We start from the raw sequence: 24,322 nt of genomic DNA, 5'->3' as shown, positions 1-24,322 counted from the left end.
TCTGCTTAAGGAAATAAAGAAAGCAAAAAGGGGTATGGTACAACTAACGATAAGGAGGCGGTAGACATGGGACTTACCAAACATGAAATCCACAAATGGACGGATGAACATCCGCTGATGGGGGATTTGCTCGACTTGAAGCCGGTCGTCTGGCTAAACCCGAAACGCAGGGAAATGAATCAGGTACAAGGCTTGCCGGTGACAATGCATGATTTGGAGGAGGCAGAACAATTATGGCTGCGCTTCGCCCCGTATTTGATGAAAGTGTTCCCCGAGACGGTTGAAACGGGAGGAATCATCGAATCGGAATTGCGGGAAGTTAGCCGCATGCGACGTCAACTGGAAGTGTATTACGGCGAGCAGCTGCCAGGGAAGTTATTCGTTAAATGCGACAATGAACTGCCTGTTGCAGGATCGGTGAAGGCGCGCGGCGGATTTTTCGAAGTGTTGCGCTATGCAGAAACGCTGGCGCTGGAAGAAGGGCTTGTCACGCGGGAGGATTCCTATGAATGGTTTGCAACGGACGAAGCTAAAAAGTTCTTCGGACACCATTCCATCGGCGTCGGCTCGACCGGGAATTTAGGCTTGAGCATCGGCATCATCAGCGCAGAGCTTGGTTTCAAGGTCTCCGTCTATATGTCGGCGGACGCCAAAGAGTGGAAAAAAGAGCTGCTTCGGCAAAAAGGCGTCCGCGTCGTCGAATTCAGTGGGGACTTCAGTGAAGCGGTCATGGCAGGGCGCGAAGAGACGCTCCATCTGCCTAACGGCTATTTTGTCGATGACGAGAAATCCCGCGAATTGTTTCTCGGATATAGCGTTGCGGCACTTCGTTTGAAACAGCAATTGGAACAAAATAAAGTTCCTGTAGACAAAGAGCATCCGCTATTCGTCTACTTGCCATGTGGTGTCGGCGGGGCGCCAGGGGGCATCGCATTTGGGCTGCGACACCTATTCGGCGATCACGTCCACCCGGTGTTCATCGAACCGACGCATTCACCTGCCGTCTTGCTCGGTCTCATGACAGGTTTGAAGAGCGGCATCTGCGTCCAGGATATCGGTATCGACAATAGGACGGAAGCGGACGGGCTCGCAGTCGGCAGGGCATCAAGCTTCGCGTCCGCAAGTTCTGAACAATTGATATCGGGCATTGCGACGGTCGAAGACGAAGAGTTGTTCCCGCTGCTCGCCATGCTGAAAGATAGTGAAGGGATCAAAATCGAACCTTCCGCAGCAGCCGGGTTTGCCGGGCCATTTATGATGGCAGCGACAAACTACGCTGAAGAACATGACATGGATGCGGAAAAAGCGACACACATCGTCTGGCTGACAGGAGGGGCACTCGTGCCCGAGGAAGAGATGGATGGATTTTATGCAAGAGGGTTGAAGAAACTGAAACGATAGGGAGGATTTTCAGTTCATTCCACGAATAGAAGAGTGAACGATAAACGAAAAAGAAGGGAAGCGGAGACATGGCCATTCAAGCGAACCAGATTTTCGTTAATTTGCCGGTCAAGGATTTGGAAAGATCGATGAAGTTTTTTGGCGAAATGGGCTTTGATTTCGATGAACGGATGACGGATAATAACGCCACTTGCATGATCATCGGCCAAAATATGTACGCCATGCTGCTGGTAGAAGACTTCTTCAAAAGTTTCACCCATAAAGACATTGCCGACACATCCAACAGCGCAGAGGCAATCATTGCCTTATCGGCGTCTAGCCGGGAGGCCGTTGATGAATGGGTGGAAAAAGCGATGGCAGCCGGTGGCAGTTCCGCGAACGAGCCGATGGACAATAAGTTTATGTATTCCTGGAGTTTTCACGACCCTGACGGCCATTTATGGGAAGTCATGTATATGGAAGATGAGGCATTCGAATAAAAAAACCGCACCGGATAAAGTTCCGGTGCGGTTTTAGTTTTATAAGTATTCAGCATAGCGTTTTTCCAGGTAGTTCTGAAGCACGGTCATGACTGTGCAGATGGCCCAGTGGATGAGCGCGACCAGGATGAGCAATGTCAACAGGTCGTATTCACGTGCGCCGACAATGCGCGCTTTCTGGAAAATCTCCGGGACCGTGATCATGGCCGCGAGCGACGAGGCCTTGATCAGGTCCAAATAGACATTCGATAAGGGTGGCACCGCAATGCGCACCGATTGCGGCAAGATGATCCGGCGCATGGTCTGCCAATAGCTAAGGCCAAGTGCGGTGGACGATTCCCATTGGCCTTTGTCGACAGAGGCAAGAGCCGAGCGGAACACTTCCGCGATATAGGCGGCGCTATTGATGGTGAAGCCGATGAGCGCTGCTTGCAAGGCGGTGAATTCGAGGCCGATGACAGGAAGTGCGAAATACAGCAAAAACAAGATGACGAGAATCGGCACACCGCGCATGAATGATATATAAAGGCGCGCCGGCAGATGGAGCAGCGGCTGTTTTGACGTTCTGGCGAGCGCCATGAAAAAGCCGATGACCAGTCCGCCGAGCATGCTGCCCATCGAAATCAACAGCGTCAACCAAATGCCTTCAAGCACATAGGGCAAGGAATTGATGGCAAGTTCGGGATCGAACAACAGCCCCCATTCGATATCGCTCATACAGATGGCCCTCCTTTAATTTGCCTCTTCGACATCCGGTTCGACGGAAACGTCCGCCCCGTCGAAGAATTCGGCTGAGATATCACTGATGGTGCCATCGGAAAGCATTTCCTCAAGTGTGGTATTGACTTGTTCGAGAAGTTCTTCATTGTCTTCATTGACGACCAGCCCGACTTCAGATGGTAGGTATTTGATATCCGGATGGATGGTGATGTTCAATTCCGGAAAAGCGGCCACGCCGAATTTCGACAAATAATAATCATTCAAAATGACATCGGTCCGTCCGATAGAGACATCACGCAAATAGATTTCATTTGTCGCATTGTCATACGTCACTTCTTCCGCCCCGTAATCGCGGGCGATCTGCATATAGACGGATGTCGAGACGCCGGCTGCTTTTTTGCCTTCCAAGTCTTCGAGTGATTCGATTCCGGACAGGTCGTCTTTACGTACGACGGCGGTGCCGTAGGAATATTTGATCGGTGTAGAAAACAGGAATTGATCGGTCATTTCTTCCGTCACTTCGATATCGTTCGCTGCCATATCGAGCTGTCCTGTGCTGACGCTTGTCAGCATTTCGTCGAATCCGAGTTCGCGGAATTCGATGTCAAGATCCAGGCGTTTGCCGAGTTCCCGTACGACTTCTACTTCAAAGCCCGTCAATTCGCCGCTTTCTTCGTCGCGGAATGAAGTTGCCAACAGTGTGCCGGATGTACCGACAGTCAAGACGCCTTCCTCCTGGATGCGGTCCCATTCTGACGGCTGTTCGGTTTCAGCAGCTTCATTTCCGCAAGCTGATAATGCAATTGCTGCCGTCCCGAATAGGGCGGCAGTTATGTATGTTCGTTTCGTCATGATATTCAATGATAGGCCCCCTTAATTGATGTCCTATAAAAAGATAGCATTAACTATAGCTTGGGGCAATGCTTTGCCGCATTATTTATTTTATAATATTATTATGTAAACTTGATTTGTAGTAAGAAAAAACCCGCACTGCAAAAGCCAGTACGGGCATGTCCAAACTTATTTTTTCAATTTCAACACCAGGTCTTCATCCGGCGTGACGTAGACGGTTTTCTGTTCGAAATAAATCACGAAACCGGGCTTGGCGCCGCTCGGTTTTTTCACTTGGCGGACTTCGGTGTAATCGACCGGGACGGAGGCCGATTCGCGCGCTTTGCTGAAATAAGCGGCGATGCTGGCAGCTTCTAGGATGGTGTCTTCATCCGGTTCTTGCGAGTGGATGATGACATGGGACCCCGGAATGTCTTTCGTGTGCAGCCATGTATCGGATTTAGATGCAACCTTGAAGGTCACATAATCGTTTTGCTTATTGTTTTTGCCGACAGAAATCGGAATGCCGGTGCTCGATACATAATGCTCGACATTCGGTTTTTGCGGCTTTTTCTTTTTCTTCGATTTCTGTGCTTTCATATAGCCTTGTTCCGCCAATTCCTCGCGGATCTCTTCGATATCGGAAAGCCCGGCTTGCTGCACTTGTTGCATGAGCAATTCGAAATAGCGGATGTCTTCTTCCGTCTTTTCGATTTGTTCATGCGTTTTAACAACCGCTGTTTTGGCTTTTTGGTAACGCGAGTAGTATTTCTGGGAATTCTCGATCGGTGTCTTGCGCGGGTCGAGAGTGATCGTCACTGTTTCTTCATTATAATAATTGACGACTTCCGCTTGTTTCATCCCCTTTTTGATGGTGTGCAGATTGGCCATGATCAATTCGCCGTTCAATTGCAATTGGTCGCGTTTTTGGGCTTGGTCCTGTTCTTTCTGAAGCTTTTTGAGCTTTAATTTCAATTTGGCGATTTCATTTTGAAGCCAGCGTTCCAAATCGCCTGCCTGCTGCTTGACGCGGTCGCGTTCGGCCTTGGCGTAATAAATCCGGTCGAGCAGTTCGGATAAATTGTCAAAACGCATATTGTCCTGCCCGAGGTGCGTCAATTCAGTTGCGGAAAAATAGCTTTTTCCTTGCTGTTCGACGTAATAGCCAGTCGGTTCCGGATCATTGAAGTCCTGCAAAAAGGCAGCAGCGCTATTAGGATTCCGTTCAAGCCGGTAGTTCAACTCTTTCGCCGTCAGTGGGGAAAAACCGGCAAACTGTGAGACGATTTCCTTGTCGGTAAGCCCGCTGAAGTCAGCATCCGCCGCAAATGGATCTTGTTTGTCTTGGGAAGGCGGGAAAATATAATCCTGGCCCGGTAAAATCGTCCGATAGGAGTTGACGCTTGGCGGCAAATGCTTGAGGCTGTCGAGAATCATGTCGCGCTCGGCGTCGACTAAAATTATATTCGAATGCCGGCCCATCATTTCGACATGGAGCTCGCGTTCGATTTCGTCGCCGATTTCGTTGCGTGCGCGGATGCGCAGGATGATCAGCCGGTCGGAGCCGTGCTGATCGACGCCCGTGATGACGCCGCCTTCAATGTGTTTGCGGAGCAGCATGCAGAACATCGGCGGTTCCGATGGGTTGACGTTTGCCGTGTTGGTCAAATGGATCCGTGAATAGGACGGGTGGATCGAGATGAGCAATTTATGGTTTTTTCCTTGTGCGCGCACGTGCAGGAGCAGTTCGAGCTGATTAGGCTGATGAACTTTTGAAATCCTTCCGGTGATGAGCTGTTGCAATTCGCTCGTCATCGCTTTCGTAAATAATCCATCAAATGCCATGAAAAATCCCTCTTTCAAATCGTTTTGTTCCATCTTATCATTTTCACGGAAGAATATGATATAATAAGACAGTTAGTTTTAAGCGTGAATATATTACTTGAGCATCAATGGCGGTGAGGAAGATGAAGAGAAAGCCGAAGTTCATATCCATCGGGGCGGGCAATGCGGTGTCAGTGAACCGCATCGTGTCGATGATCCAGCCGGACTCGGCGCCTTCCAAGCGCTTGATGCAGGAAGCGCGCAGCAAAGGCTTGCTCGTCGATGCGACAGGCGGCAAGAAGACCAAGTCGATCTTTATCATGGATAGCGATCATGTGGTCATTTCCGCCTTGTCGGTCGAGACGGCCCTTGCGCGGATTGAAGAAAATGATGATGAGGCAAGCGAGGGATAAAATGAGAAAACATCGTGGACTGCTCATCGTGCTGTCCGGGCCTTCGGGCGTCGGCAAAGGCACGGTGCGAAAAGAGCTGTTCCAACAGCCGGATACAAATTATGAATATTCCATTTCCATGACGACGCGCTCACCGCGTGAAGGGGAAGTGGATGAAGTCGATTATTTCTTCAAGACCCGTCATGAGTTTGAAGAACTGATCGACCAGGGACAATTGCTTGAATATGCCGAGTACGTCGGCAATTATTACGGCACGCCGCTCGAATACGTCAATAAAATGCGCGATGCCGGGCGTGATGTGTTCTTGGAAATCGAAGTGCAAGGGGCAGCGCAAGTGCGCGATAAAGTGCCGGATGGCTTGTTCATCTTCCTTGCGCCGCCTAGCCTCTCAGAACTCGAAGAGCGCTTGGTCGGCCGCGGCACGGAGTCGGATGAAGTGATTGCTTCCCGCATCCATGCCGCCAGGAAAGAACTCGAGATGATGAACCTGTACGATTACGTCGTCGAAAATGATGAAGTCGAACACGCATGCGACCGCATCAATGCCATCATCATCGCAGAACATTGCAAGCGGGAACGCGTCGAAAAAAGATACTTAGATATGCTAAAGGAGAATGCCTGATGTTATACCCATCCGTTGATAAACTGAAAAGCCGCATCGATTCGAAATACTCCCTGGTCGCTTTGGCGTCCAAGAGAGCCCGTCAATTGCACGAACATGGCGATGAAAAACTTGATTCCTACGTATCCCACAAAGCGGTTGGAAAAGCGCTTGAAGAGATTGCAGCTGGTGCATTGACGCCGGTTCAGCAAGATGCATCCGCGATTTACGAAGACGAAATTTAACTTATGATCTCAATTGACGACTCCCAGAGCGAACCTGTTCTTTGGGAGTTTGTTGTTTAGAAAGGGTGTTTAGCGGTGTTGGCAAATCGAAAAATCCTATTATGTGTAAGCGGCGGCATCGCCGTCTATAAAGCGGTCGCCCTCGTCAGCAAATTGTCCCAGGCAGGGGCGGAAGTGAAAGTCATCATGACAGAATCAGCGAAGCAATTCGTCCAGCCTTTATCGTTCCAGGTCATGTCCAGAAACGATGTCTATTTTGATACATTCGACGAAAAAGATTCTTCAGTCATTGCCCATATCGATTTGGCGGACTGGGCAGACCTCGTGATCGTCGCGCCTGCTACCGCCAATATGATCGCTAAAATGGCGAATGGCTTAGGCGATGATATGGTCTCGACGGTATTGCTTGCGACGACAGCACCGATTTGGGTCGCGCCTGCGATGAATGTCCATATGTACGACCATCCCGCAGTCAAGCGCAATATCGACCGTTTGCATCATGACGGCATCCGTTTCATCGAGCCGTCTGAAGGCTTTTTGGCCTGTGGCTATGTAGGCAAAGGGCGTTTGGAAGAACCAGAGAAAATCACTGAACTGGTGGCCGGCCATTTCACGAAAAACAAGCCGTTAAAAGGCAAAAAAGTGGTCGTGACGGCTGGGCCGACTCGGGAACGAATCGACCCGGTGCGTTTTTTGACGAACTTTTCAAGCGGCAAGATGGGCTATGCCATGGCAGAAGCGGCAGCGGAACTCGGCGCTGAGACAATTTTGATTAGCGGCCCGGTGTCATTGCCGTTGCCAAGCGGTGTCAAACGCATTCAAGTCGAAAGTGCACAGCAGATGCTAGAAGCAGTGCTTAGTGAATACGACAGCGCAGACTTGGTCGTCAAGACAGCAGCTGTCGCTGATTACCGCCCGGCGGCCATCGCGGGGCAGAAGGTTAAGAAAAAAGAAGGCAATTCGGTCCTTGAGCTGGAGCGCACGGTAGATATCCTGCAGCAGCTCGGCCAACTGAAGGGCCATCAAATCCTGGTCGGCTTTGCGGCAGAGACCGATCATGTGGCGCAATATGCCAAAGATAAACTCGAGCGGAAAAATGCTGATTATATCATCGCCAACGATGTCAGTGCGGATTCGGCGGGCTTTGACCATGACACGAATGTAGTGACGGTCTACGGCCGCGGAGAATTCGAAAGGGCATTCCCGGTCATGCCGAAAAAAGCGCTTGCGCTCGATTTGTTAACGCTTATCACTGAAAAGGAATTTGCAAAATGATTGCCGAAGTCATCGTCGATGTTGCCGCACATCCGATTGACCGGCCGTTCGATTATGCAGTGCCGGAAAAATTCCAGGCACTCACCGAGCCGGGCATGCGCGTCAAAGTGCCTTTTGGCAACCGCAAAGTGCTCGGCTTTATTACAACTATCAAAGACACATCTGAATTTGACCCAAAACGGCTCAAGCCGATCCACGAATTGATGGATGTCGTGCCCGTATTGAACGGAGAAATGCTCGAGCTTGCACAATGGATGAAACGCCAGACGGTGTGTTTTGAAATCGATGCCCTGCAAGTCATGGTGCCAGCAGCACTTCGCGCCAAATACGAGAAGCGGTTCGTGTTGAATGCTGCTATCGACGAGCTGCCGAAAGAGCTACATCCGTATTTCGGCACACGTGACTTTGTCCGTGCCCAGGAAGCGGAAGCGGTCTATGGGCTTATGAAAAAGGAAATGGATAAAGGTACGGTGCTTGCGGATACGAACATCCAGCAGAAAACCGGCGTGAAAAAAATACGCATGGTCCATATTACAGATTCTGCAGAAGATATAGAAAATATTTCCATAAGAGCGAACGCCAAGCAGCAATTGAAGCTGCAGGAATTTTTCTTGAAACACGTGGGCCAAAGCTTTGAATCTTCCCAACTGCAAAAGCAAGCTGGTGTTTCGCTTCCGACGGTCAACGCTCTGGCGGAAAAAGGCTTGGCCAATTTTTCGTCCATGGAATCGTACAGGGACCCTTCACTTCTGACCGCTATTGAACAAAAGATCGCCTTGGATTTGACGGATGAACAGCAAACGGCATTCGATGCTATCCAATCCTCGCTCAACACGGAAAAAACTTTTTTGCTTCACGGCATCACCGGCAGCGGAAAAACGGAGATCTATTTGCAGACGATCGCCCAAGTGCTTGAAGAAGGCAAGGAAGCGATCATGCTCGTCCCGGAAATTTCCTTGACGCCACAGATGACCATCCGCTTTAAGGAGCGTTTCGGCGATTTGGTCGCCGTGCTGCACAGTGGCTTATCAGCAGGGGAAAAATACGATGAATGGCGAAAAATCCAGCGTGCGGAAGTGAAAGTCGTCGTAGGGGCCCGTTCAGCGATTTTTGCGCCGTTTCAAAATCTCGGCTTAATCATCCTCGACGAAGAGCATGAATCCAGCTATAAACAAGACGACTCACCCCGCTACCACGCACGGGATGTGGCGATTTGGCGCAGCCAGCAGCATCAATGCCCCGTCATCCTTGGTAGCGCGACGCCATCACTTGAATCGTATGCGCGCGCCCAAAAAGGCGTCTATGAATTACTCGCGCTGAAAAACCGGGCGAAAAACCAGCCGCTGCCTGAAGTTCATATTGTCGATATGCGCGAAGAGCTGCGCACCGGCAACCGGTCGATGTTTTCCGTGGAATTGGCGGAAGCGATACGCGAGCGCCTGGCACGGAAAGAGCAAGTCGTGCTGTTTTTGAACAAGCGCGGCTACTCGTCATTCGTTTTATGCCGCGATTGCGGGACGGTGCTGCAATGCCCGAACTGTGATATTTCGCTAACCTATCACCGGGCGAGCGAACGCATGAAATGCCATTATTGTGGCTACGATGAACCCGTGCCGACGACTTGCCCGGAATGCGAAAGCGACCATATCCGCTTTTTCGGCACAGGGACCCAAAAAGTTGAAGAGGAACTGGCGAAGCTCGTGCCGGATGCGCGCGTGTTGCGGATGGATGTCGATACGACCCGCAATAAAGGCGCACATGAAAAGATCTTGTCAGCGTTCGGCGAAGGCAAGGCCGATATTCTCCTCGGCACGCAAATGATTGCCAAAGGCTTGGATTTCCCGAATATTACATTGGTCGGTGTCTTATCAGCGGATACGACTTTGCATTTGCCGGATTTCCGGGCAGCCGAGAAAACCTATCAATTATTGACGCAAGTGAGCGGTCGTGCAGGACGCGACGTATTGCCGGGGGAAGTGTATGTGCAGACCTATACGCCGGAGCATTATGCGATCACGCTCGCAAAAGACCAATTATACGAACCGTTCTATGAGCAGGAAATGGCTATGCGGCGGGCGAGCGGATACCCTCCGTATTATTATGTCGTCAATATCCAGTTCACCCATGAGGATTTGATGACGGTGTCGGGCTATGCCCAGCAGATGACCGAATACCTGCGCCACCGCCTGTCGCCCAAAACCATTATTATCGGCCCTTCCGCATCGCTCATCGCCCGTGTGAACAATAGATATCGCTATCAATGTTTGATAAAATACAAAAATGAACCGAAGCTGGCTGAAGTGCTGCAGCAATTGATTAAAATCTATCGCAGCGACTGGATCAAAACGGGTGCGACTTTGTCCATCGACATGAATCCAACAACAGTCATGTAGCAGAAATGAGGAATAGAAATGGCAATCCGTGAAATTGTGAAACACCCGAATGAAGTATTAGAAACCCCGTGCAAGTCGGTCACTGAATTCGACCGTCAGATAGCTGTTTTATTGGACGATATGCACGAGACAATGATTGAAGCGGACGGTGTCGGCATTGCCGCACCACAAGTGGGTGTCTCACTGCGCGTCGCGATCGTCGATTTCCAAGAAGGGCAGGAGCCGATTGAAATGATCAATCCGGAACTCGCGCTATTCGAAGGGAAAGAGACGGATATCGAAGGCTGTTTGAGCTTCCCGGGTATTTTCGGGGAAGTCGAGCGCCACGGCCGCATCAAAATCAAAGCCCAGGAACGCGACGGCTCGTGGTATGAACTGGAGGCAGAAGGTTACGAAGCGCGTGCCATCCTTCATGAAATGGACCATTTGGACGGCGTGCTGTTCACGAGCAAAATCGAGAAATATGTCACCCAAGAAGAATTGGATGAACTGATCCGCCAGCAGGAAGAGGAGGATTCGCTTTGACCAAAATTGTTTTCATGGGAACGCCGGCATTTTCGGCTCCAATCCTGAAGATGCTTGCCGATGAGGGATACGACATCGTTTCGGTCGTCACACAGCCCGACCGCCCTGTCGGCAGAAAGAAAACCCTGACGCCGACGCCAGTGAAAGAGCAAGCATTGGAACTTGGATTGCCGGTCTACCAACCGGAAAAACTGAAAGATCCCGAACAAGCGCAAAAAATTCTCGACTTAAAGCCGGATTTGATTGTGACAGCGGCATTCGGGCAAATCTTGCCGACATCGGTACTCGAAGCCCCGAAACTGGGCGCCATCAACGTGCACGCCTCACTGCTTCCGGAATACCGTGGAGGTGCGCCGATCCACCAGGCGATCATTGACGGCAAAAAAGAAACCGGCGTGACGATCATGTATATGGTGGATCGTCTGGATGCAGGGGATATCATTTCACAAAAATCGGTACCGATCGAAGAAACGGACCATACCGGCAGCATGTTCGAGAAATTAAGTGCGGCAGGAATGGAGTTGTTGAAAGCAACCTTGCCGTCGATCATCGACGGGACCAATGAGCGAATTCCACAGGACGAAGAACGCGTCACGTTTGCGCGCAATATTTCACGGGAGCAGGAACGCATCGACTGGAACAAATCCGCACGCGAAATCTATAACCAAGTGCGCGGGTTGCATCCATGGCCGGTCGCGTTCACAACTTTAGCAGACGCCAATGTCAAATTGTGGTGGACGGAAATTGCCGACAGCCAGAAAACCGGCGCGCCGGGTGAAATCATCGAATTGACAAAAGATGCCATTATCGTCCAAACCGGCGAAGGCGCACTTGCCATCAAAGAATTGCAGCCGGCTGGGAAAAAACGCATGACGGCTGAAGATTATTTACGTGGGCCGAAATTACAGGCAGGGGACCGATTCGAATGAAAAACAAAAAAATCCACGGCAATGTAAGAGATGCAGCATTGTCGATTCTCTATGCCGTGGAAAACAAACAGGCATATAGCAACCTCTTATTGAATACAACAATGGACAGCTACGGCATTTCCGCCAAAAACAAAGGCTTGTTGACGGAAATCACTTATGGCACGCTGCAGCATCAAATGACCTTGGACTATTATTTAGAACCGTATATCAAAAGCAAGCTCGATCCATGGGTGCGGACGCTTCTGCGCTTATCGCTCTATCAAATCGTTTACTTGGACCGCATCCCGTTCCATGCCGTCATCAACGAAGCAGTGGAAATCGCCAAACGGCGCGGGCATGGCGGCATTGCGTCTGTCGTTAACGGCATTCTGCGTTCCGTCCAGCGTACAGGCGTGCGTTCATTCAATGAAATTGCCGACCCAATCGAAAAGATTTCCATCGAAACGAGCCACCCGGCTTGGATGATCAAGCGCTGGTCGGAACAATTCGGCATGCAAAAAGCCCGCGAAATGGCGCTCGAGAACAATAAAGCGCCGCTCCAGACGGTGCGTGTCAATACCGTTCAGGCGACGCCGGAACAAGTGATCGAAATGCTTGAATCGGAAGGGCTGACTGCCGAACCAAGCAAGATTATCCCTGAATGCCTTGTCGTCACGGGCGGGCAACCGGTGCGCACGCAAGCATTCGAAAAAGGCTTCATCACCATACAAGATGAAAGTTCGATGCTGCCGGCTTATGCGCTGCAAGTGGAACCTGGCATGACCGTGCTCGATATGTGCGCGGCGCCTGGCGGGAAGACGACCCACATCGCCGAAAAGCTTGAAGGACATGGGGCGGTACTGGCGATGGATTTGCACGCCCATAAAGTCAAATTGATTGAAGAAACCGCAAAACGCTTGGGCCACCAGACAATCGAAACCACAGTCGGAGACGGCCGTGAAAGCAGCGAGCGCTTCGGTGAAGAAAAATTCGACCGGATCCTGGTGGACGCACCTTGTAGCGGGCTTGGTGTCATCAAGCGCAAGCCGGATATCAAATACACGAAAACGCCGGATGATTTCGGGCGCTTGCAGACGATTCAGCTTGCGCTTCTCGATGAAGCGGTGAAGCTGTTGAAGCCAGGCGGCATTCTCGTCTACAGCACGTGTACGGTCGATACCGAAGAGAACCGGGGAACTGCCGAGAAGTTCATGAACACACATCCGCAAATGGAACAGATCCCTGCTGAATTGCCTGCCGCGTTCAAGAGCAAAGGCAAAGGATTTGTCCAAGTCTTCCCGCAGGATTTCGGGAGTGACGGATTTTTTATCGCAAGCTTCAGAAAAACCGACGGCCAAGTTGCCGAAAGCTAAAAAGCGGGGTGTCCACTATTGTTTCAGTATGTAATTGAAAGCGATACCGGTAGAAAAAGGGAAGTCAATGAAGACCGCGTCGCTGTGCTCAAACGCCCCGGCGGATTATTGCTCGCGCTTGTCGCAGATGGCATGGGCGGCCATAATGCAGGAGACGTTGCGAGCCGGATGGCGGTTGATGAACTCGGCAGAAGGTTCATGGAAGCGGACGAAGAAACGTTTGAAACGACAGAAGAAAAGACGGCCTGGCTATCTGGCCAAGTGTTGCAAGTCAACCGGCTTGTTTATGAACATTCCATCACCCATAGCGAATGCAAAGGGATGGGAACGACTCTAATCGCCGCATTGATTGAAGAGGATGATTGTGTGCTATGCCATATCGGCGACAGCCGTGCGTATGTCATCGGCCCGTCGATGGCGCAAGTGACGCGTGATCATTCCTATGTCAACGTGCTAGTCGATAACGGGGAAATTACCCAACAGCAGGCGGAAGACCATCCGAAGAAAAACTGGATCCTGCGCTCACTGGGCACGGAACCTGATATCGAGCGGGAAATGCATCATTTTTCTCTCGCTGGCACTTCTTATTTCCTGATATGCACCGACGGATTAAGCAATAAATTGAATGAGCGGGACATTTCGTCGATTGTCCGCTCGAAAGCTTCACTGTCTCAAAAAGGCAAAGCCTTGATTGCGCTGGCCAATGACCTCGGCGGAGAAGACAATATTTCATTTGTATTGTTGACGGCGCTTGGTGAGGAGGTGTAGCGATGTTAGTTGGAAAACGAATCAACGGCCGCTATAAAGTGCTTGAGGCGATCGGCAGCGGAGGCATGTCCAATGTTTATTTGGCACATGACATGATCCTTGACCGTGATGTCGCCATCAAAGTGCTGCGCTACGACTTCAGCAATGAAGAGGAATTGCGCCGCCGCTTCAAACGGGAAGCGCTGTCTTCGACAAGCCTTGGCCATCCGAACATCGTCAGTATCTTCGATGTCGGGGAAGACAATGACTTGCCATATCTCGTCATGGAGTATGTACCTGGTGATACGTTGAAAGAATACATCATCAAACATTCCCCGGTTGAACCGGAACGCGCCGTGGAAATCATGAAGCAATTGGCATCTGCCCTTGCGCATGCCCACCACAACCATATTGTCCACCGGGATATCAAGCCGCAGAACGTGCTGGTGGATGAAGACGGCAACGTCAAAATCTCGGATTTCGGCATTGCCATGGCATTGAGTGCCACTTCCTACACACAGACCAATTCGGTGCTCGGGACTGTTCATTACTTGTCTCCCGAACAAGCGAGAGGCGGCACCGCCAATAAGAAATCCGATATTTATTCGCTCGGCATCGTCATGTATGAATTGTTGACTGGAAAGCTGCCGTTTTCAGGTGAATCGGCTGTGGCTATCGCCTTGAAGCATCTGCAAACGGAAACGCCTTCATTGAAAGAAACCGTACCGGACCTGCCGCAAAGCCTTGAAAATATCGTATTGAAAGCGACTGCCAAGAATCCGCAATACCGTTATGCCTCGGCGGATGAAATGGCAGAAGACCTTTCGACGGCGCTCACTCCGGAACGAATCAATGAACCGAAATTTGCCGTGCCGGTAGACGAAGGGGAAACACGCGCCATGCCGGCGATCAAAGATACGGGTACGTACGAACAGGCCGATGCGACCAAAACGATGGCGCTTCCTGTCAAAGAGGATAAAAAAGAGAAGAACAAGCCGCCTGAGAAGAAAAAACGAAAGAAAACGCCGATTGTCTTGGCGATTTTCGCCGCCTTGATCTTGATCGGATTAATCACGGCCTTTGCGTTCCCGGGATTGTTTGAGCCTAGGCAAGTGGCCGTGCCGGATGTTTCCGGGATGGAAAGAGAAGCGGCACACGAAGAGCTGACCGCTGCTGGCTTTGTTGTCGCAGAAGAGTCGGAACAGTTCTCTGAAGATGTCGAAGAGAATCATGTGATTCGTACCATACCGGAAGCAGGAAAGATGCGCGATCCAGAGTCGAGCATCAGCCTATTCATTAGCAGGGGCAAAGAAACGGCCGAGTTTGGTGATTATGTCGGCACGTCACTTGACCAGGCACAGCGTATGTTGGAAGGTTCGAATTATGCATCGGTCGATTCGCGGGAAGAGTTTTCCGATGAAGCGCCCGGCACGATCTTGAGCCAAAGCCCTGAAGCGGGAACCGAGGTCACCATCAGCGAGACCGCTGTCGAATTCGTCGTCAGCAAAGGACCGGACATGCGCGAAGTGGAAGATTTGACCGGCTATGGAGAAGCACAATTAAATGAGTATGCCCGTTCATCGGGATTCAATATCCGCATCGTCCGTGAAGAAGAATCCGATTCCGTAGAAGCAGGGTTGGTGCTGTCGCAAAACGTTGCGGGCGGAGAGATGCTTGAAGTCGGAAGCACGATTGAAGTCGTGTTGTCTTCTGGCAGTGCGGAACTTCCGGTGAATACCTACGTCGAAACAGTGGAAATCCCTTATGAGCCGGCAGAGCCTGCAGGAGAAGGTGAAGACCCGGTCGAGCAGACCATCCGCGTCTATATTCAGGACCAGAACCAAAGCATGGTCGAACCGGTCGAGGAATTCACAATCACGGAAACGACCGAACACCAGATTGAAATGCAGATTGTCGAAGGCGCAAGCGCTTCCTACCGTATCGTCAGGGATGCCACGATCATCCTGGAAAAGACAGTGGACTATGAGAACGCAGATTAATACAACTACAATGAATGGATAAGGAGTGGTGCTATGCCGAAAGGTCAGATCAGAAAAGCGTTGAGCGGCTTCTATTATGTATTGGATGATGACGGTGAACGTTACACCCAGTGCCGGGGCCGTGGAGTTTTCCGCAACCGCCAAATCACGCCGCTTGTCGGGGATTTTGTCGAGTACAAAGCGGATAACGATCGCGAAGGGACGATACTGGATATTGATGAACGCAAAAATGAACTGGTGCGCCCCCCCATCTCCAATATTGATCAGGCGATTTTAGTGTTTTCAGCCAAGCAGCCCGATTTCCATCCGCTGTTATTGGACCGTTTCCTGGTAGCGGTTGAATCGTTTGATATTCAGCCAGTCATTTGCTTGACGAAAATCGATTTATTGTCGGATGCGGAGCGCGAAGAACTGGACCGTTATGCCGATGATTACCGGACAATCGGATACGATGTCATTGAATCTTTCATAGACGACCCGACATTGCAGGAAAGGCTGATGCCGGTCCTCGAAGGCAAGACAAGCGTTCTTGCCGGGCAGTCTGGCGTCGGGAAATCAACTTTGCTGAATACGATTTTGCCGTCGCTGAAGTTGAAGACCGATGACATCTCGCAAGCCTTGAACCGAGGCAAGCATACAACGCGCCATGTGGAATTGATCGAAGTGAATGGCGGTTTGCTGGCGGATACGCCAGGATTCAGCTCGTTCGACTTTGAACAGCTCGAGAAAGAACAATTGTCGGCATGCTTCCCGGAAATGGAACAACGCGCAGGCGGCTGTAAATTCCGCGAATGCCTGCATTTGAATGAACCAAAATGCGCTATCAAAAAAGCGGTTGAGACAGGGGACATCCCTGAATACCGCTATAAGCACTACTTGAAATTTTTGGAAGAAATAATGAATCGAAAGCCGAGGTATTCACATGATTAAAATTGCACCGTCTATTCTAGCAGCAGATTTTGCAAAACTTGGACAAGAAGTACAGGAAGTCGAAAAAGCCGGAGCCGATTGGATCCATATCGATGTCATGGACGGCCATTTCGTCCCGAATATCACGATGGGGCCGATTGTGGTCGACGCGCTGCGCCCGTTGACACAGCTTCCGCTCGATGTCCATTTGATGATCGAGAACCCGGACCGTTACATCGAGGATTTCGCCAAGGCTGGTGCGGATTATATTACCGTCCATGTCGAAGCGTGCCCGCATCTTCACCGCACCATCCAATTGATCCGTTCGTTCGGCGTCAAACCGGGTGTCGTCTTGAACCCGCACACGCCGATCGAAACGATCCAGCATGTTTTGGAAGATATCGATTTGGTGCTGTTCATGACCGTTAACCCTGGATTTGGCGGACAGAAGTTCATCCATTCAGTCGTCCCGAAAGTTGCGGCATTGTCGCAATTGATCAAAGACAAAGGCTTGTCTGTCGATATCCAAATCGATGGCGGCATCAATGAAGAAACGATTGTTCCTTGCGCGCAAGCAGGGGCGAATGTGTTCGTGGCCGGGTCAGCCATTTTCGGCAAACAAGACCGCACGCAAGCTCTGCAGGCGATCAAAAAGGCGGGGCAAGGAGTTATCTCGTGATTATCGTAATCACAGCAGGAGGTCCGGCAGACGAACTGCCGGACCTTTCTTCATATGAAGGGGCATCCTATATCGGGGTGGATGCAGGGGTCATGACGCTGCTTGGGCTCGGCATTGAACCAGTGGAAGCGGTCGGGGATTTTGATTCGGTGACAGACAGCGAGTATGAAAAAATCCGCTCAGCATTTCCGTCACTTGAACGGTCGCCGGCGGAAAAAGATGAATCGGATACGGAACTTGCCTTGAAGAAAGCGATGCATTACAATCCGGACACTGTCATTGTTACCGGTGTGACCGGCGGCAGGCTCGACCATTATATGGCTGCCTTGCACATCGTCTTAGCCTACCAAAGAAGCTATCCGTATATCGATTTCATGATCGTGAACAAGCAGAACCGCATCCGGTTCATGGAGCCCGGAACATATCCTATGGAAGCCGATCAAGCTTTCAAATACGTCTCCTTTTATCCATTCGCGGAAGAAGTGAGCGGCTTTACGATAGAAGGATTCAAGTATCCGGTGAACGATGAGCGGATTCCGTTCGGTTCGACGCGCTTTATCAGCAATGAATTAGTACAGGATGGAACGGTTGAATTCACGGGCGGTCATCTAATCGTCATCGAAAGTTCCGATTGAACGCACGAAAAAATGCCAGGCTGACAATTGTCAGACCTGGCATTATTCATGAGCGGTTTAGACGCGCTCAACTTTTCCTGATTTCAATGCTCTCGCGGAAACCCATACACGTTTCGGCTTGCCGTCTACAAGGATGCGAACTTTTTGAAGGTTTGCTCCCCATGTACGTTTTGTCGAGTTCAACGCGTGTGAACGGCTGTTTCCTGCACGAGCTTTACGTCCAGATACTGCACATACTTTTGGCATGTAAGTCCCTCCTCACAAGTGAAGCTGAAAATTATAATAGAATTTCAGTTCGTTTTTCGTTTCACATACTTTAATAATTTACCATAGAAAAAAGACAGGCGCAAGTGAAATTCACAGCCTTTCAAGAAAAAAACCTTTACAGGCTAAAACGTTGGCTTTTCTTATAAAGGGCTTTCATGTAGAATGAAAAGAGTGAAATAGGACTCGAGGAGGAATTTTAATGTCGATTGAGTTGAATAATGAATATGGTCAAATCGATATTTCCAATGATGTGATAGCCCAAATAGCCGGCGGTGCTGCGATCGAATGCTACGGCATCGTAGGAATGGCAACGAAACACCAGATCCGCGACGGCCTCACGGACATTCTCCGCAAAGAGAACTTTGCCAAAGGAGTCCTTGTGCGCCAAGAAGATGGCGATTTGGTCATTGATATGTACGTAATCATCAGCTACGGAACGAAAATTTCGGAAGTGGCGTATCAAGTCCAATCCAAAGTGAAATATACAATTACAAAAACATTGGGCATGCCGGTTAGTGCGGTAAACATTTATGTCCAGGGCGTTCGTGTGACGAACCCGTAAGAGGAGGAAAATTCGGTTATGAAGTCATTAAACGGAGTGAAATTCGCTGAAATGGTGCAGATGGGTTCGCACCATCTATACCAAAATGCGGATTATGTAGATGCATTGAACGTCTTCCCAGTGCCAGACGGCGATACTGGGACGAACATGAATTTATCGATGACATCCGGTGCAAAAGAAACAGAAGCCCATACACAAGAACATATCGGGAAAACAGCAAGCGCTTTATCAAAAGGCTTGCTCATGGGCGCGCGCGGCAACTCAGGAGTCATTTTGTCCCAATTGTTTCGCGGATTCGGCAAATTTATCGCCGATGAGCCGGAACTATCCGCGAAAAAATTGGCAGAAGCTTTTCAGCATGGGGTCGAGACAGCTTATAAAGCGGTCATGAAACCGGTCGAAGGCACGATTCTGACGGTCGCGAAAGATGCAGCGGCTAAAGGAATGAGCCTAGCAGACAGTGAAGAAGATATCATCGTATTGTTCGAAGCGATTGTCACAGAAGCAAAAGCATCGCTTGAGAGAACACCGGACCTGTTGCCGGTGCTGAAGGAAGTTGGAGTTGTCGACAGCGGCGGGCAAGGCCTCGTCTATGTCTACGAAGGATTTCTTGCATCATTGAAAGGCGAAGCATTGCCGGAGAAGCATGTCGATAATTCAATGGATGACCTAGTCAGTGCCGAGCACCATAAGAACATCGCCGGCTTCATGAACACCGAAGATATCGAATTCGGCTATTGCACGGAATTCATGGTCAAATTTGAAGACGGCAAGCGCTCATTCAATGAAGCCGCGTTCCGTACAGATTTGAGCGCTTACGGTGATTCACTTCTGGTCATTTCAGATGATGAAATCGCGAAAATCCATATCCACTCCGAAGAGCCTGGGAAAGTCCTTACATACGGCCAGGAATACGGAAGCCTGATCAGCATGAAAATCGAGAACATGCGCCAGCAGCATACCGACATTGTCGGCGAAGGCCATAAGAAGACTGCGGCAGTTGAAGAAGCGAAGCATCCATATGCGATCGTCACGGTCGCAATGGGCGAAGGCGTAGCGGAATTGCTCCGTTCAATCGGCGCTTCTTACGTCATCGAAGGCGGCCAGACAATGAACCCGTCAACGGAAGATATCGTCAATGCGGTCCGTTCGATCGGCGCAGAGCGCGTGCTGATTTTGCCGAACAATAAAAACATCATCATGGCAGCGGAACAAGCGGCAGAGCTTCTTGATATCGAAGCAGCCGTCGTTCCTACAAAAGATGTCCCACAAGGCATGTCGGCACTTCTCGCTTTCAATCCCGAAGCCGCCGTCGCAGACAACCAACAAGCGATGGGGGATGCAATCAAGCACGTCAAATCGGGATCGGTGACTTTTGCGGTGCGCGATACATCGATCGATGGTGTCTCCATCAAGAAAGACGATTTCATGGGAATTTCAGAAGGCAAGATCGTCGTGTCGGATGAAAGCCTTGAAAAAGTAACTGAAGAACTATGCAAAAAGCTGGTCGATGCAGATGCAGAGATTGTCACGATCCTCTTCGGCGAAGATGTCAGTGAAGCGGATGCCGAAAAGCTCGGCGCGTTCATCGAATCATTGAACGGCGACGTCGAAGTGGAAATCCACAACGGCAAGCAGCCGCTCTATCCATATATTCTGGCAGTTGAATAATGTTAGGCGGAGGTCCGGGAACAAGACACCGGGCCTCCGCTTTTTTATTTTCCCACAATAGAAAAGCGCCGTGTGAAGGACAGAATGATGCAAAACAAGTTAAGCCTTGGCGGATAGCGGGAAAAACCCACGGTTAAGACAATGTATGCGCTTTATTATTTTTGTTTCCGCGGCGCTTTTCATGTAAAATGAAATTATACGAGACGGAAAGTGAGGGGTTTGAGCATGAAGTTCAAATCTGTTTTTGATATAATCGGCCCGGTAATGATCGGTCCATCATCTTCGCATACTGCAGGTGCCGCGCGCATCGGCAGGGTAGCGCGCGACCTGTTCGGCAGGCAGCCGGCATGGGCGAAGATCCATTTATACGGATCTTTCGCAGAAACCTATAAAGGGCATTCGACCGATGTGGCGATTGTCGGCGGCTTACTGGATTACGATACATTCGACGAGCGCATCAAAACCGCTTTTGAAGAAGCGGAAAAGCTCGGCATGAGCTATGAGTTCATTCCGGAAACGGGGAATGTCGATCATCCGAATACGGCGCGCATCGTCATCGGGGATGAAAAATCCGAAATGTCGATGATGGGAATTTCCATCGGCGGAGGCAAAATCGAAATTACGGAACTGAACGGTTTCCCGCTCAGGTTATCCGGCAACCACCCGGCGATCCTCGTCGTCCACGACGACCGCTCGGGCTGTATCGCAAACGTAGCGAATTGTTTATATAAATACGACATCAATATCGGCCATATGGAAGTATCCCGCAAAGAGCGCGGGGACATGGCGTTGATGGTCATCGAAGTCGATCAGACGGTAGATGTAGAAGTAATGGGCGAATTGCGCGAGTTGCCGAATATTACGCAAGTCACACGCATCGCCGACTAAACAGGAGGTAAGAGAAATGGATGTTCTATTCCGAAACGTAAGGGAGCTCGTAGAACGGGCAGAAAAAGAAGGCAAGCTCATTTCCGAGATCATGATCGAACAGGAAATGCTCATCACAGACCGTTCGCGGGAAGATATCATGCAGCAGATGGAGCGCAATTTGACTGTCATGGAAGAAGCGGTCGAAAAAGGCTTGCAAGGCGTTCATTCCGTTTCCGGCTTGACGGGTGGCGACGCGGTGCTGCTGCAAAAATACATGCAGCAAGGCAATAGCCTATCCGGCGATCTGCTGCTCGATGCCGTCAGCAAAGCCGTCGCGACCAATGAAGTGAACGCGGCGATGGGCACGATCTGTGCGACACCGACCGCAGGATCTGCAGGGGTTGTCCCAGGCACCTTGTTTGCCGTCAAGAATAAATTGAACCCGACACGTGAACAGATGATCCGTTATCTGTTCACGTCCGGAGCGTTCGGCTTTGTCGTGGCCAATAATGCCTCGATTTCCGGAGCTGCTGGTGGATGCCAGGCGGAAGTCGGCTCTGCAGCGGCAATGGCTTCTGCTGCCATCATCGAAATGGCAGGGGGCACGCCTCAGCAAAGTTCTGAAGCTTTTGCCATTACCCTGAAGAATATGCTCGGCCTAGTCTGCGACCCTGTGGCGGGGCTCGTGGAAGTGCCATGCGTGAAGCGCAATGCGATGGGTGCATCCAATGCGGTCGTTGCTGCCGATATGGCGCTCGCTGGCGTTACCAGCCGCATCCCATGCGACGAAGTCATCAGCGCCATGTTCGAAATCGGGCAAGCGATGCCTAGCGCGTTCCGCGAAACGGCGAAAGGCGGATTGGCTGCGACACCGACCGGCAAATGGCTAGAATCGAAAATCTTCGGCGGGTCGGTAGTCGGCAGTGGACAATAAAGCACCCGTCTCTTCATTGAAGGGGGTCGGGAAGCAAGCGGCTGAAACCTTGCGGGACATGAAAATCGAAAGTCTTGAAGACTTGATCATGACCTTCCCGTATCGCCACGAGGATTTCCAGCTCAAAGATCTGGCTGAAACGCCCCATAATGAACGGGTAACGGTGGAGGGAAGGGTCGAAAATGAACCTTCCGTCCTTTTTTTAGGAAAAAATAAATCGCGGACGACTGTGACGGTGCTCGTCGGTCGCCATCTCGTCAAAGCGGTATTCTTCAACCAGCATTATGTGAAAGCCAAACTCCAAATCGGCGCGATTGTCACTTTGACTGGCAAATGGGATCGTGGCCGCCAATTGATCACGGTTTCCAGCCATTCGATCGGCCCGCGGACAGATGGCGCGGATTTCGAGCCGGTTTACAGCCTGAAAGGTTCTATGCACCAGAAAACGTTCCGCAAACTGATGCGGCAAGCGCTAGATGCCACAAAAGGCGGCCTCCAGGATTGCCTGCCCGCTTCCATCCGCGAAGAATACCAGCTGCTGCCGTTTGAAGAAGCGCTCGAAACCGTCCATTTCCCGGAAGATGCCGCTTCGCTCAAGCAGGCGCGCCGGCGTTTTGTGTATGAAGAGCTATTGCTGTTTCAATTGAAGATGCAGGCGCTGCGCAAGAAGAACCGGGAAGCGGAGGGCGGTTCGTTCATCGATTATGATTTGAATCGTTTGAAAGCGTTCATCGATGCATTGCCGTTCGATTTGACCAGTGCCCAAAAACGCGTCGTCAATGAAATTTGCCGCGACATGAAAGAACCGTTCCGGATGAACCGCCTATTGCAGGGGGATGTCGGTTCCGGCAAGACTGTCGTCGCCGCAATCGCTTTGTATGCCGCCGTAACAGCAGGCAAACAAGGGGCGCTCATGGCACCAACAGAAATCCTCGCTGAGCAGCATGCCAATACGCTCGAGGAATGGTTCCGTCCTTTTGGCGTCAGCGTCGCCTTATTGACGGGATCCGTTAAAGGCAAGAGACGCAAGGAAGTATTGAAGCGTCTAGTGGATGGCGAAATCGACATTTTGATCGGCACCCATGCATTGATCCAGCCGGAAGTCTTGTTCAAAAGCCTAGGATTGGTCATCACCGATGAGCAGCACCGCTTTGGTGTGGACCAACGGCGTGTGCTGAAAGATAAAGCCTTAAACCCGGATGTCCTGTTCATGACCGCGACCCCAATTCCACGGACGCTCGCAATTTCGGCTTTCGGTGAAATGGATGTCTCGATCATCGACGAAATGCCGGCCGGGCGAAAAGAAATCGAAACCTATTGGATGAAAAAAGAGATGTTCGGCAAAATTGTCGGCCGCATGGAAAAAGAACTTCTCGCCGGGCGGCAGGCATATGTCATCGCACCGCTGATCGAAGAATCCGAAACCTTGGAATACCAGAATGCGGTCGAGCTGTACCAGCAATTGACGGTGTATTTCGAAGGCCGCCATACCGTCGGGTTGATGCACGGACGCCTGCATCCGGATGAAAAAGAGCAAACGATGCGTGAATTTGCAGAAGGAAAGATCGCGGTGCTGGTGTCGACGACTGTGGTCGAAGTCGGCGTCAACGTCCCGAACGCGTCGTTCATGCTGATTTATGACGCTGAACGCTTTGGCTTGTCGCAGCTACACCAATTGCGCGGGCGTGTTGGCCGTGGCAGCGACCAATCCTATTGTGTGCTGCTGGCAGACCCGAAAACGGAGATCGGCAAAGAGCGCATGAATTCGATGACGGAAACGAACGACGGCTTTATCCTAGCTGAAAAGGATTTGGAGCTGCGAGGGCCGGGTGATTTCTTCGGCCGCAAGCAAAGCGGCATTCCGGAGTTCCGCATGGCGGATCTGGTCCACGATTACCGTGCGCTTGAAGCGGCGAGAAAAGACGCGGAGGCGTTAATCGCAAGCGAGTCGTTCTGGATCTCGGACGAAACGAAATGCCTGCGGGCGATGCTTGAAGAGTCCGGCATTCTCGAAGGCGGAAGGCTTGATTAGGATGCAGGGAGACCGATTTTCCTTGCAT

Annotated in this window: 24 protein-coding genes; 20 read left to right on the top strand and 4 right to left on the bottom strand. The window is 50.8% G+C overall.

Annotated elements, in window-relative coordinates:
* The first annotated feature begins 66 nt into the window (after window positions 1-66).
* The gene (locus tag DFR62_RS01690) at window positions 67-1,401 is read left to right on the top strand and encodes a D-serine ammonia-lyase (RefSeq protein ID WP_121297744.1); all 1,335 of its coding nucleotides are present in this window, start codon (window positions 67-69) and stop codon (window positions 1,399-1,401) included.
* A gap of 68 nt (window positions 1,402-1,469) precedes the next feature.
* The gene (locus tag DFR62_RS01685; RefSeq protein ID WP_121297743.1) at window positions 1,470-1,880 is read left to right on the top strand and encodes a VOC family protein; all 411 of its coding nucleotides are present in this window, start codon (window positions 1,470-1,472) and stop codon (window positions 1,878-1,880) included.
* 39 nt (window positions 1,881-1,919) lie between these two features.
* Here the strand turns inward: DFR62_RS01685 and DFR62_RS01680 are convergent, their stop codons facing one another.
* The 3 genes from DFR62_RS01680 to DFR62_RS01670 form a co-directional block, all read right to left on the bottom strand.
* Window positions 1,920-2,597 (bottom strand): amino acid ABC transporter permease, encoded by a 678-nt coding sequence (locus tag DFR62_RS01680; RefSeq protein ID WP_121297742.1) that lies wholly within the window; start codon window positions 2,595-2,597, stop codon window positions 1,920-1,922.
* Between the two features lie 15 nt (window positions 2,598-2,612).
* On the bottom strand, window positions 2,613-3,452 hold the full coding sequence (locus DFR62_RS01675; protein ID WP_121299446.1) for a transporter substrate-binding domain-containing protein: 840 nt from the start codon (window positions 3,450-3,452) through the stop codon (window positions 2,613-2,615).
* A gap of 168 nt (window positions 3,453-3,620) precedes the next feature.
* Window positions 3,621-5,276 (bottom strand): Rqc2 family fibronectin-binding protein, encoded by a 1,656-nt coding sequence (locus DFR62_RS01670; protein WP_121297741.1) that lies wholly within the window; start codon window positions 5,274-5,276, stop codon window positions 3,621-3,623.
* Window positions 5,277-5,398: 122 nt separating this feature from the next.
* Between DFR62_RS01670 and DFR62_RS01665 the strand changes: the two genes are divergently transcribed.
* The 13 genes from DFR62_RS01665 to DFR62_RS01605 all read left to right on the top strand — a co-directional run bounded on the left by DFR62_RS01665 (window position 5,399) and on the right by DFR62_RS01605 (window position 17,958).
* Window positions 5,399-5,668: an extracellular matrix/biofilm biosynthesis regulator RemA family protein gene (locus DFR62_RS01665; protein ID WP_121297740.1), complete on the top strand. Its 270-nt coding sequence runs from the start codon at window positions 5,399-5,401 to the stop codon at window positions 5,666-5,668.
* Between the two features lies 1 nt (window position 5,669).
* On the top strand, window positions 5,670-6,290 hold the full coding sequence (gene gmk, locus DFR62_RS01660) for a guanylate kinase (RefSeq protein ID WP_058383539.1): 621 nt from the start codon (window positions 5,670-5,672) through the stop codon (window positions 6,288-6,290).
* Complete coding sequence (rpoZ, locus tag DFR62_RS01655; protein ID WP_101190551.1) at window positions 6,290-6,514, top strand: DNA-directed RNA polymerase subunit omega; 225 nt, start codon at window positions 6,290-6,292, stop codon at window positions 6,512-6,514. Before gmk ends, rpoZ begins: the two co-directional genes overlap by 1 nt.
* 75 nt (window positions 6,515-6,589) lie before the next feature.
* Entirely contained in the window at window positions 6,590-7,789 is a 1,200-nt protein-coding gene (gene coaBC, locus DFR62_RS01650; protein WP_121297739.1) for a bifunctional phosphopantothenoylcysteine decarboxylase/phosphopantothenate--cysteine ligase CoaBC, read from the top strand.
* Window positions 7,786-10,182 carry a primosomal protein N' gene (gene priA, locus DFR62_RS01645; protein WP_121297738.1) on the top strand — a complete coding sequence of 799 codons (2,397 nt, stop codon included), beginning with the start codon at window positions 7,786-7,788 and terminating at the stop codon, window positions 10,180-10,182. The genes coaBC and priA overlap by 4 nt, the downstream gene beginning before the upstream one ends.
* Window positions 10,183-10,200: 18 nt before the next feature.
* On the top strand, window positions 10,201-10,707 hold the full coding sequence (gene def, locus DFR62_RS01640) for a peptide deformylase (protein WP_121297737.1): 507 nt from the start codon (window positions 10,201-10,203) through the stop codon (window positions 10,705-10,707).
* Window positions 10,704-11,636, top strand: a complete 933-nt coding sequence (gene fmt, locus DFR62_RS01635) for a methionyl-tRNA formyltransferase (protein ID WP_121297736.1) — start codon at window positions 10,704-10,706, stop codon at window positions 11,634-11,636. The genes def and fmt overlap by 4 nt, the downstream gene beginning before the upstream one ends.
* Complete coding sequence (gene rsmB, locus DFR62_RS01630) at window positions 11,633-12,988, top strand: 16S rRNA (cytosine(967)-C(5))-methyltransferase RsmB (RefSeq protein WP_121297735.1); 1,356 nt, start codon at window positions 11,633-11,635, stop codon at window positions 12,986-12,988. The genes fmt and rsmB overlap by 4 nt, the downstream gene beginning before the upstream one ends.
* An 18-nt stretch (window positions 12,989-13,006) precedes the next feature.
* Window positions 13,007-13,756 carry a Stp1/IreP family PP2C-type Ser/Thr phosphatase gene (locus tag DFR62_RS01625; protein ID WP_121297734.1) on the top strand — a complete coding sequence of 250 codons (750 nt, stop codon included), beginning with the start codon at window positions 13,007-13,009 and terminating at the stop codon, window positions 13,754-13,756.
* Between the two features lie 2 nt (window positions 13,757-13,758).
* Window positions 13,759-15,735 carry a Stk1 family PASTA domain-containing Ser/Thr kinase gene (gene pknB, locus DFR62_RS01620; RefSeq protein ID WP_121297733.1) on the top strand — a complete coding sequence of 659 codons (1,977 nt, stop codon included), beginning with the start codon at window positions 13,759-13,761 and terminating at the stop codon, window positions 15,733-15,735.
* Between the two features lie 33 nt (window positions 15,736-15,768).
* Window positions 15,769-16,665 (top strand): ribosome small subunit-dependent GTPase A, encoded by an 897-nt coding sequence (gene rsgA / locus DFR62_RS01615; protein ID WP_121297732.1) that lies wholly within the window; start codon window positions 15,769-15,771, stop codon window positions 16,663-16,665.
* Complete coding sequence (gene rpe / locus DFR62_RS01610) at window positions 16,658-17,323, top strand: ribulose-phosphate 3-epimerase (protein ID WP_121297731.1); 666 nt, start codon at window positions 16,658-16,660, stop codon at window positions 17,321-17,323. Before rsgA ends, rpe begins: the two co-directional genes overlap by 8 nt.
* Window positions 17,320-17,958 (top strand): thiamine diphosphokinase, encoded by a 639-nt coding sequence (locus tag DFR62_RS01605; RefSeq protein ID WP_121297730.1) that lies wholly within the window; start codon window positions 17,320-17,322, stop codon window positions 17,956-17,958. Before rpe ends, DFR62_RS01605 begins: the two co-directional genes overlap by 4 nt.
* A 57-nt stretch (window positions 17,959-18,015) precedes the next feature.
* Here the strand turns inward: DFR62_RS01605 and rpmB are convergent, their stop codons facing one another.
* Window positions 18,016-18,204 (bottom strand): 50S ribosomal protein L28, encoded by a 189-nt coding sequence (gene rpmB / locus DFR62_RS01600; RefSeq protein WP_058383551.1) that lies wholly within the window; start codon window positions 18,202-18,204, stop codon window positions 18,016-18,018.
* A 220-nt stretch (window positions 18,205-18,424) separates the two neighbouring features.
* Between rpmB and DFR62_RS01595 the strand changes: the two genes are divergently transcribed.
* From DFR62_RS01595 to recG, 5 genes are all read left to right on the top strand, one after another.
* Complete coding sequence (locus DFR62_RS01595) at window positions 18,425-18,787, top strand: Asp23/Gls24 family envelope stress response protein (RefSeq protein ID WP_058383552.1); 363 nt, start codon at window positions 18,425-18,427, stop codon at window positions 18,785-18,787.
* 18 nt (window positions 18,788-18,805) lie between these two features.
* Window positions 18,806-20,458 carry a DAK2 domain-containing protein gene (locus DFR62_RS01590; RefSeq protein WP_121297729.1) on the top strand — a complete coding sequence of 551 codons (1,653 nt, stop codon included), beginning with the start codon at window positions 18,806-18,808 and terminating at the stop codon, window positions 20,456-20,458.
* 225 nt (window positions 20,459-20,683) lie between these two features.
* Window positions 20,684-21,346: an L-serine ammonia-lyase, iron-sulfur-dependent subunit beta gene (gene sdaAB, locus DFR62_RS01585; RefSeq protein WP_058383554.1), complete on the top strand. Its 663-nt coding sequence runs from the start codon at window positions 20,684-20,686 to the stop codon at window positions 21,344-21,346.
* A gap of 16 nt (window positions 21,347-21,362) precedes the next feature.
* Complete coding sequence (gene sdaAA, locus DFR62_RS01580) at window positions 21,363-22,262, top strand: L-serine ammonia-lyase, iron-sulfur-dependent, subunit alpha (RefSeq protein WP_058383555.1); 900 nt, start codon at window positions 21,363-21,365, stop codon at window positions 22,260-22,262.
* Window positions 22,252-24,294, top strand: coding sequence for an ATP-dependent DNA helicase RecG (gene recG, locus DFR62_RS01575; protein ID WP_121297728.1), 2,043 nt, complete (start codon window positions 22,252-22,254; stop codon window positions 24,292-24,294). Before sdaAA ends, recG begins: the two co-directional genes overlap by 11 nt.
* Window positions 24,295-24,322 lie beyond the last annotated feature (28 nt).

Origin of the sequence: Planococcus citreus, from assembly GCF_003664125.1 — a bacterium.
Lineage (GTDB): Bacteria > Bacillota > Bacilli > Bacillales_A > Planococcaceae > Planococcus > Planococcus citreus.
Note: the sequence above shows the minus strand (reverse complement) of the source record. Positions and strands in the feature narration are given on the sequence as shown.

Coding starts and splice junctions, on each gene's coding strand:
- DFR62_RS01690 (WP_121297744.1), top strand. CDS start 67: ATGGGACTTACCAAACATGAAATCCACAAATGGACGGATGAACATCCG.
- DFR62_RS01685 (WP_121297743.1), top strand. CDS start 1,470: ATGGCCATTCAAGCGAACCAGATTTTCGTTAATTTGCCGGTCAAGGAT.
- DFR62_RS01680 (WP_121297742.1), bottom strand. CDS start 2,597: ATGAGCGATATCGAATGGGGGCTGTTGTTCGATCCCGAACTTGCCATC.
- DFR62_RS01675 (WP_121299446.1), bottom strand. CDS start 3,452: ATGACGAAACGAACATACATAACTGCCGCCCTATTCGGGACGGCAGCA.
- DFR62_RS01670 (WP_121297741.1), bottom strand. CDS start 5,276: ATGGCATTTGATGGATTATTTACGAAAGCGATGACGAGCGAATTGCAA.
- DFR62_RS01665 (WP_121297740.1), top strand. CDS start 5,399: ATGAAGAGAAAGCCGAAGTTCATATCCATCGGGGCGGGCAATGCGGTG.
- gmk (WP_058383539.1), top strand. CDS start 5,670: ATGAGAAAACATCGTGGACTGCTCATCGTGCTGTCCGGGCCTTCGGGC.
- rpoZ (WP_101190551.1), top strand. CDS start 6,290: ATGTTATACCCATCCGTTGATAAACTGAAAAGCCGCATCGATTCGAAA.
- priA (WP_121297738.1), top strand. CDS start 7,786: ATGATTGCCGAAGTCATCGTCGATGTTGCCGCACATCCGATTGACCGG.
- def (WP_121297737.1), top strand. CDS start 10,201: ATGGCAATCCGTGAAATTGTGAAACACCCGAATGAAGTATTAGAAACC.
- rsmB (WP_121297735.1), top strand. CDS start 11,633: ATGAAAAACAAAAAAATCCACGGCAATGTAAGAGATGCAGCATTGTCG.
- pknB (WP_121297733.1), top strand. CDS start 13,759: ATGTTAGTTGGAAAACGAATCAACGGCCGCTATAAAGTGCTTGAGGCG.
- rsgA (WP_121297732.1), top strand. CDS start 15,769: ATGCCGAAAGGTCAGATCAGAAAAGCGTTGAGCGGCTTCTATTATGTA.
- rpe (WP_121297731.1), top strand. CDS start 16,658: ATGATTAAAATTGCACCGTCTATTCTAGCAGCAGATTTTGCAAAACTT.
- rpmB (WP_058383551.1), bottom strand. CDS start 18,204: ATGCCAAAAGTATGTGCAGTATCTGGACGTAAAGCTCGTGCAGGAAAC.
- DFR62_RS01595 (WP_058383552.1), top strand. CDS start 18,425: ATGTCGATTGAGTTGAATAATGAATATGGTCAAATCGATATTTCCAAT.
- DFR62_RS01590 (WP_121297729.1), top strand. CDS start 18,806: ATGAAGTCATTAAACGGAGTGAAATTCGCTGAAATGGTGCAGATGGGT.
- sdaAB (WP_058383554.1), top strand. CDS start 20,684: ATGAAGTTCAAATCTGTTTTTGATATAATCGGCCCGGTAATGATCGGT.
- sdaAA (WP_058383555.1), top strand. CDS start 21,363: ATGGATGTTCTATTCCGAAACGTAAGGGAGCTCGTAGAACGGGCAGAA.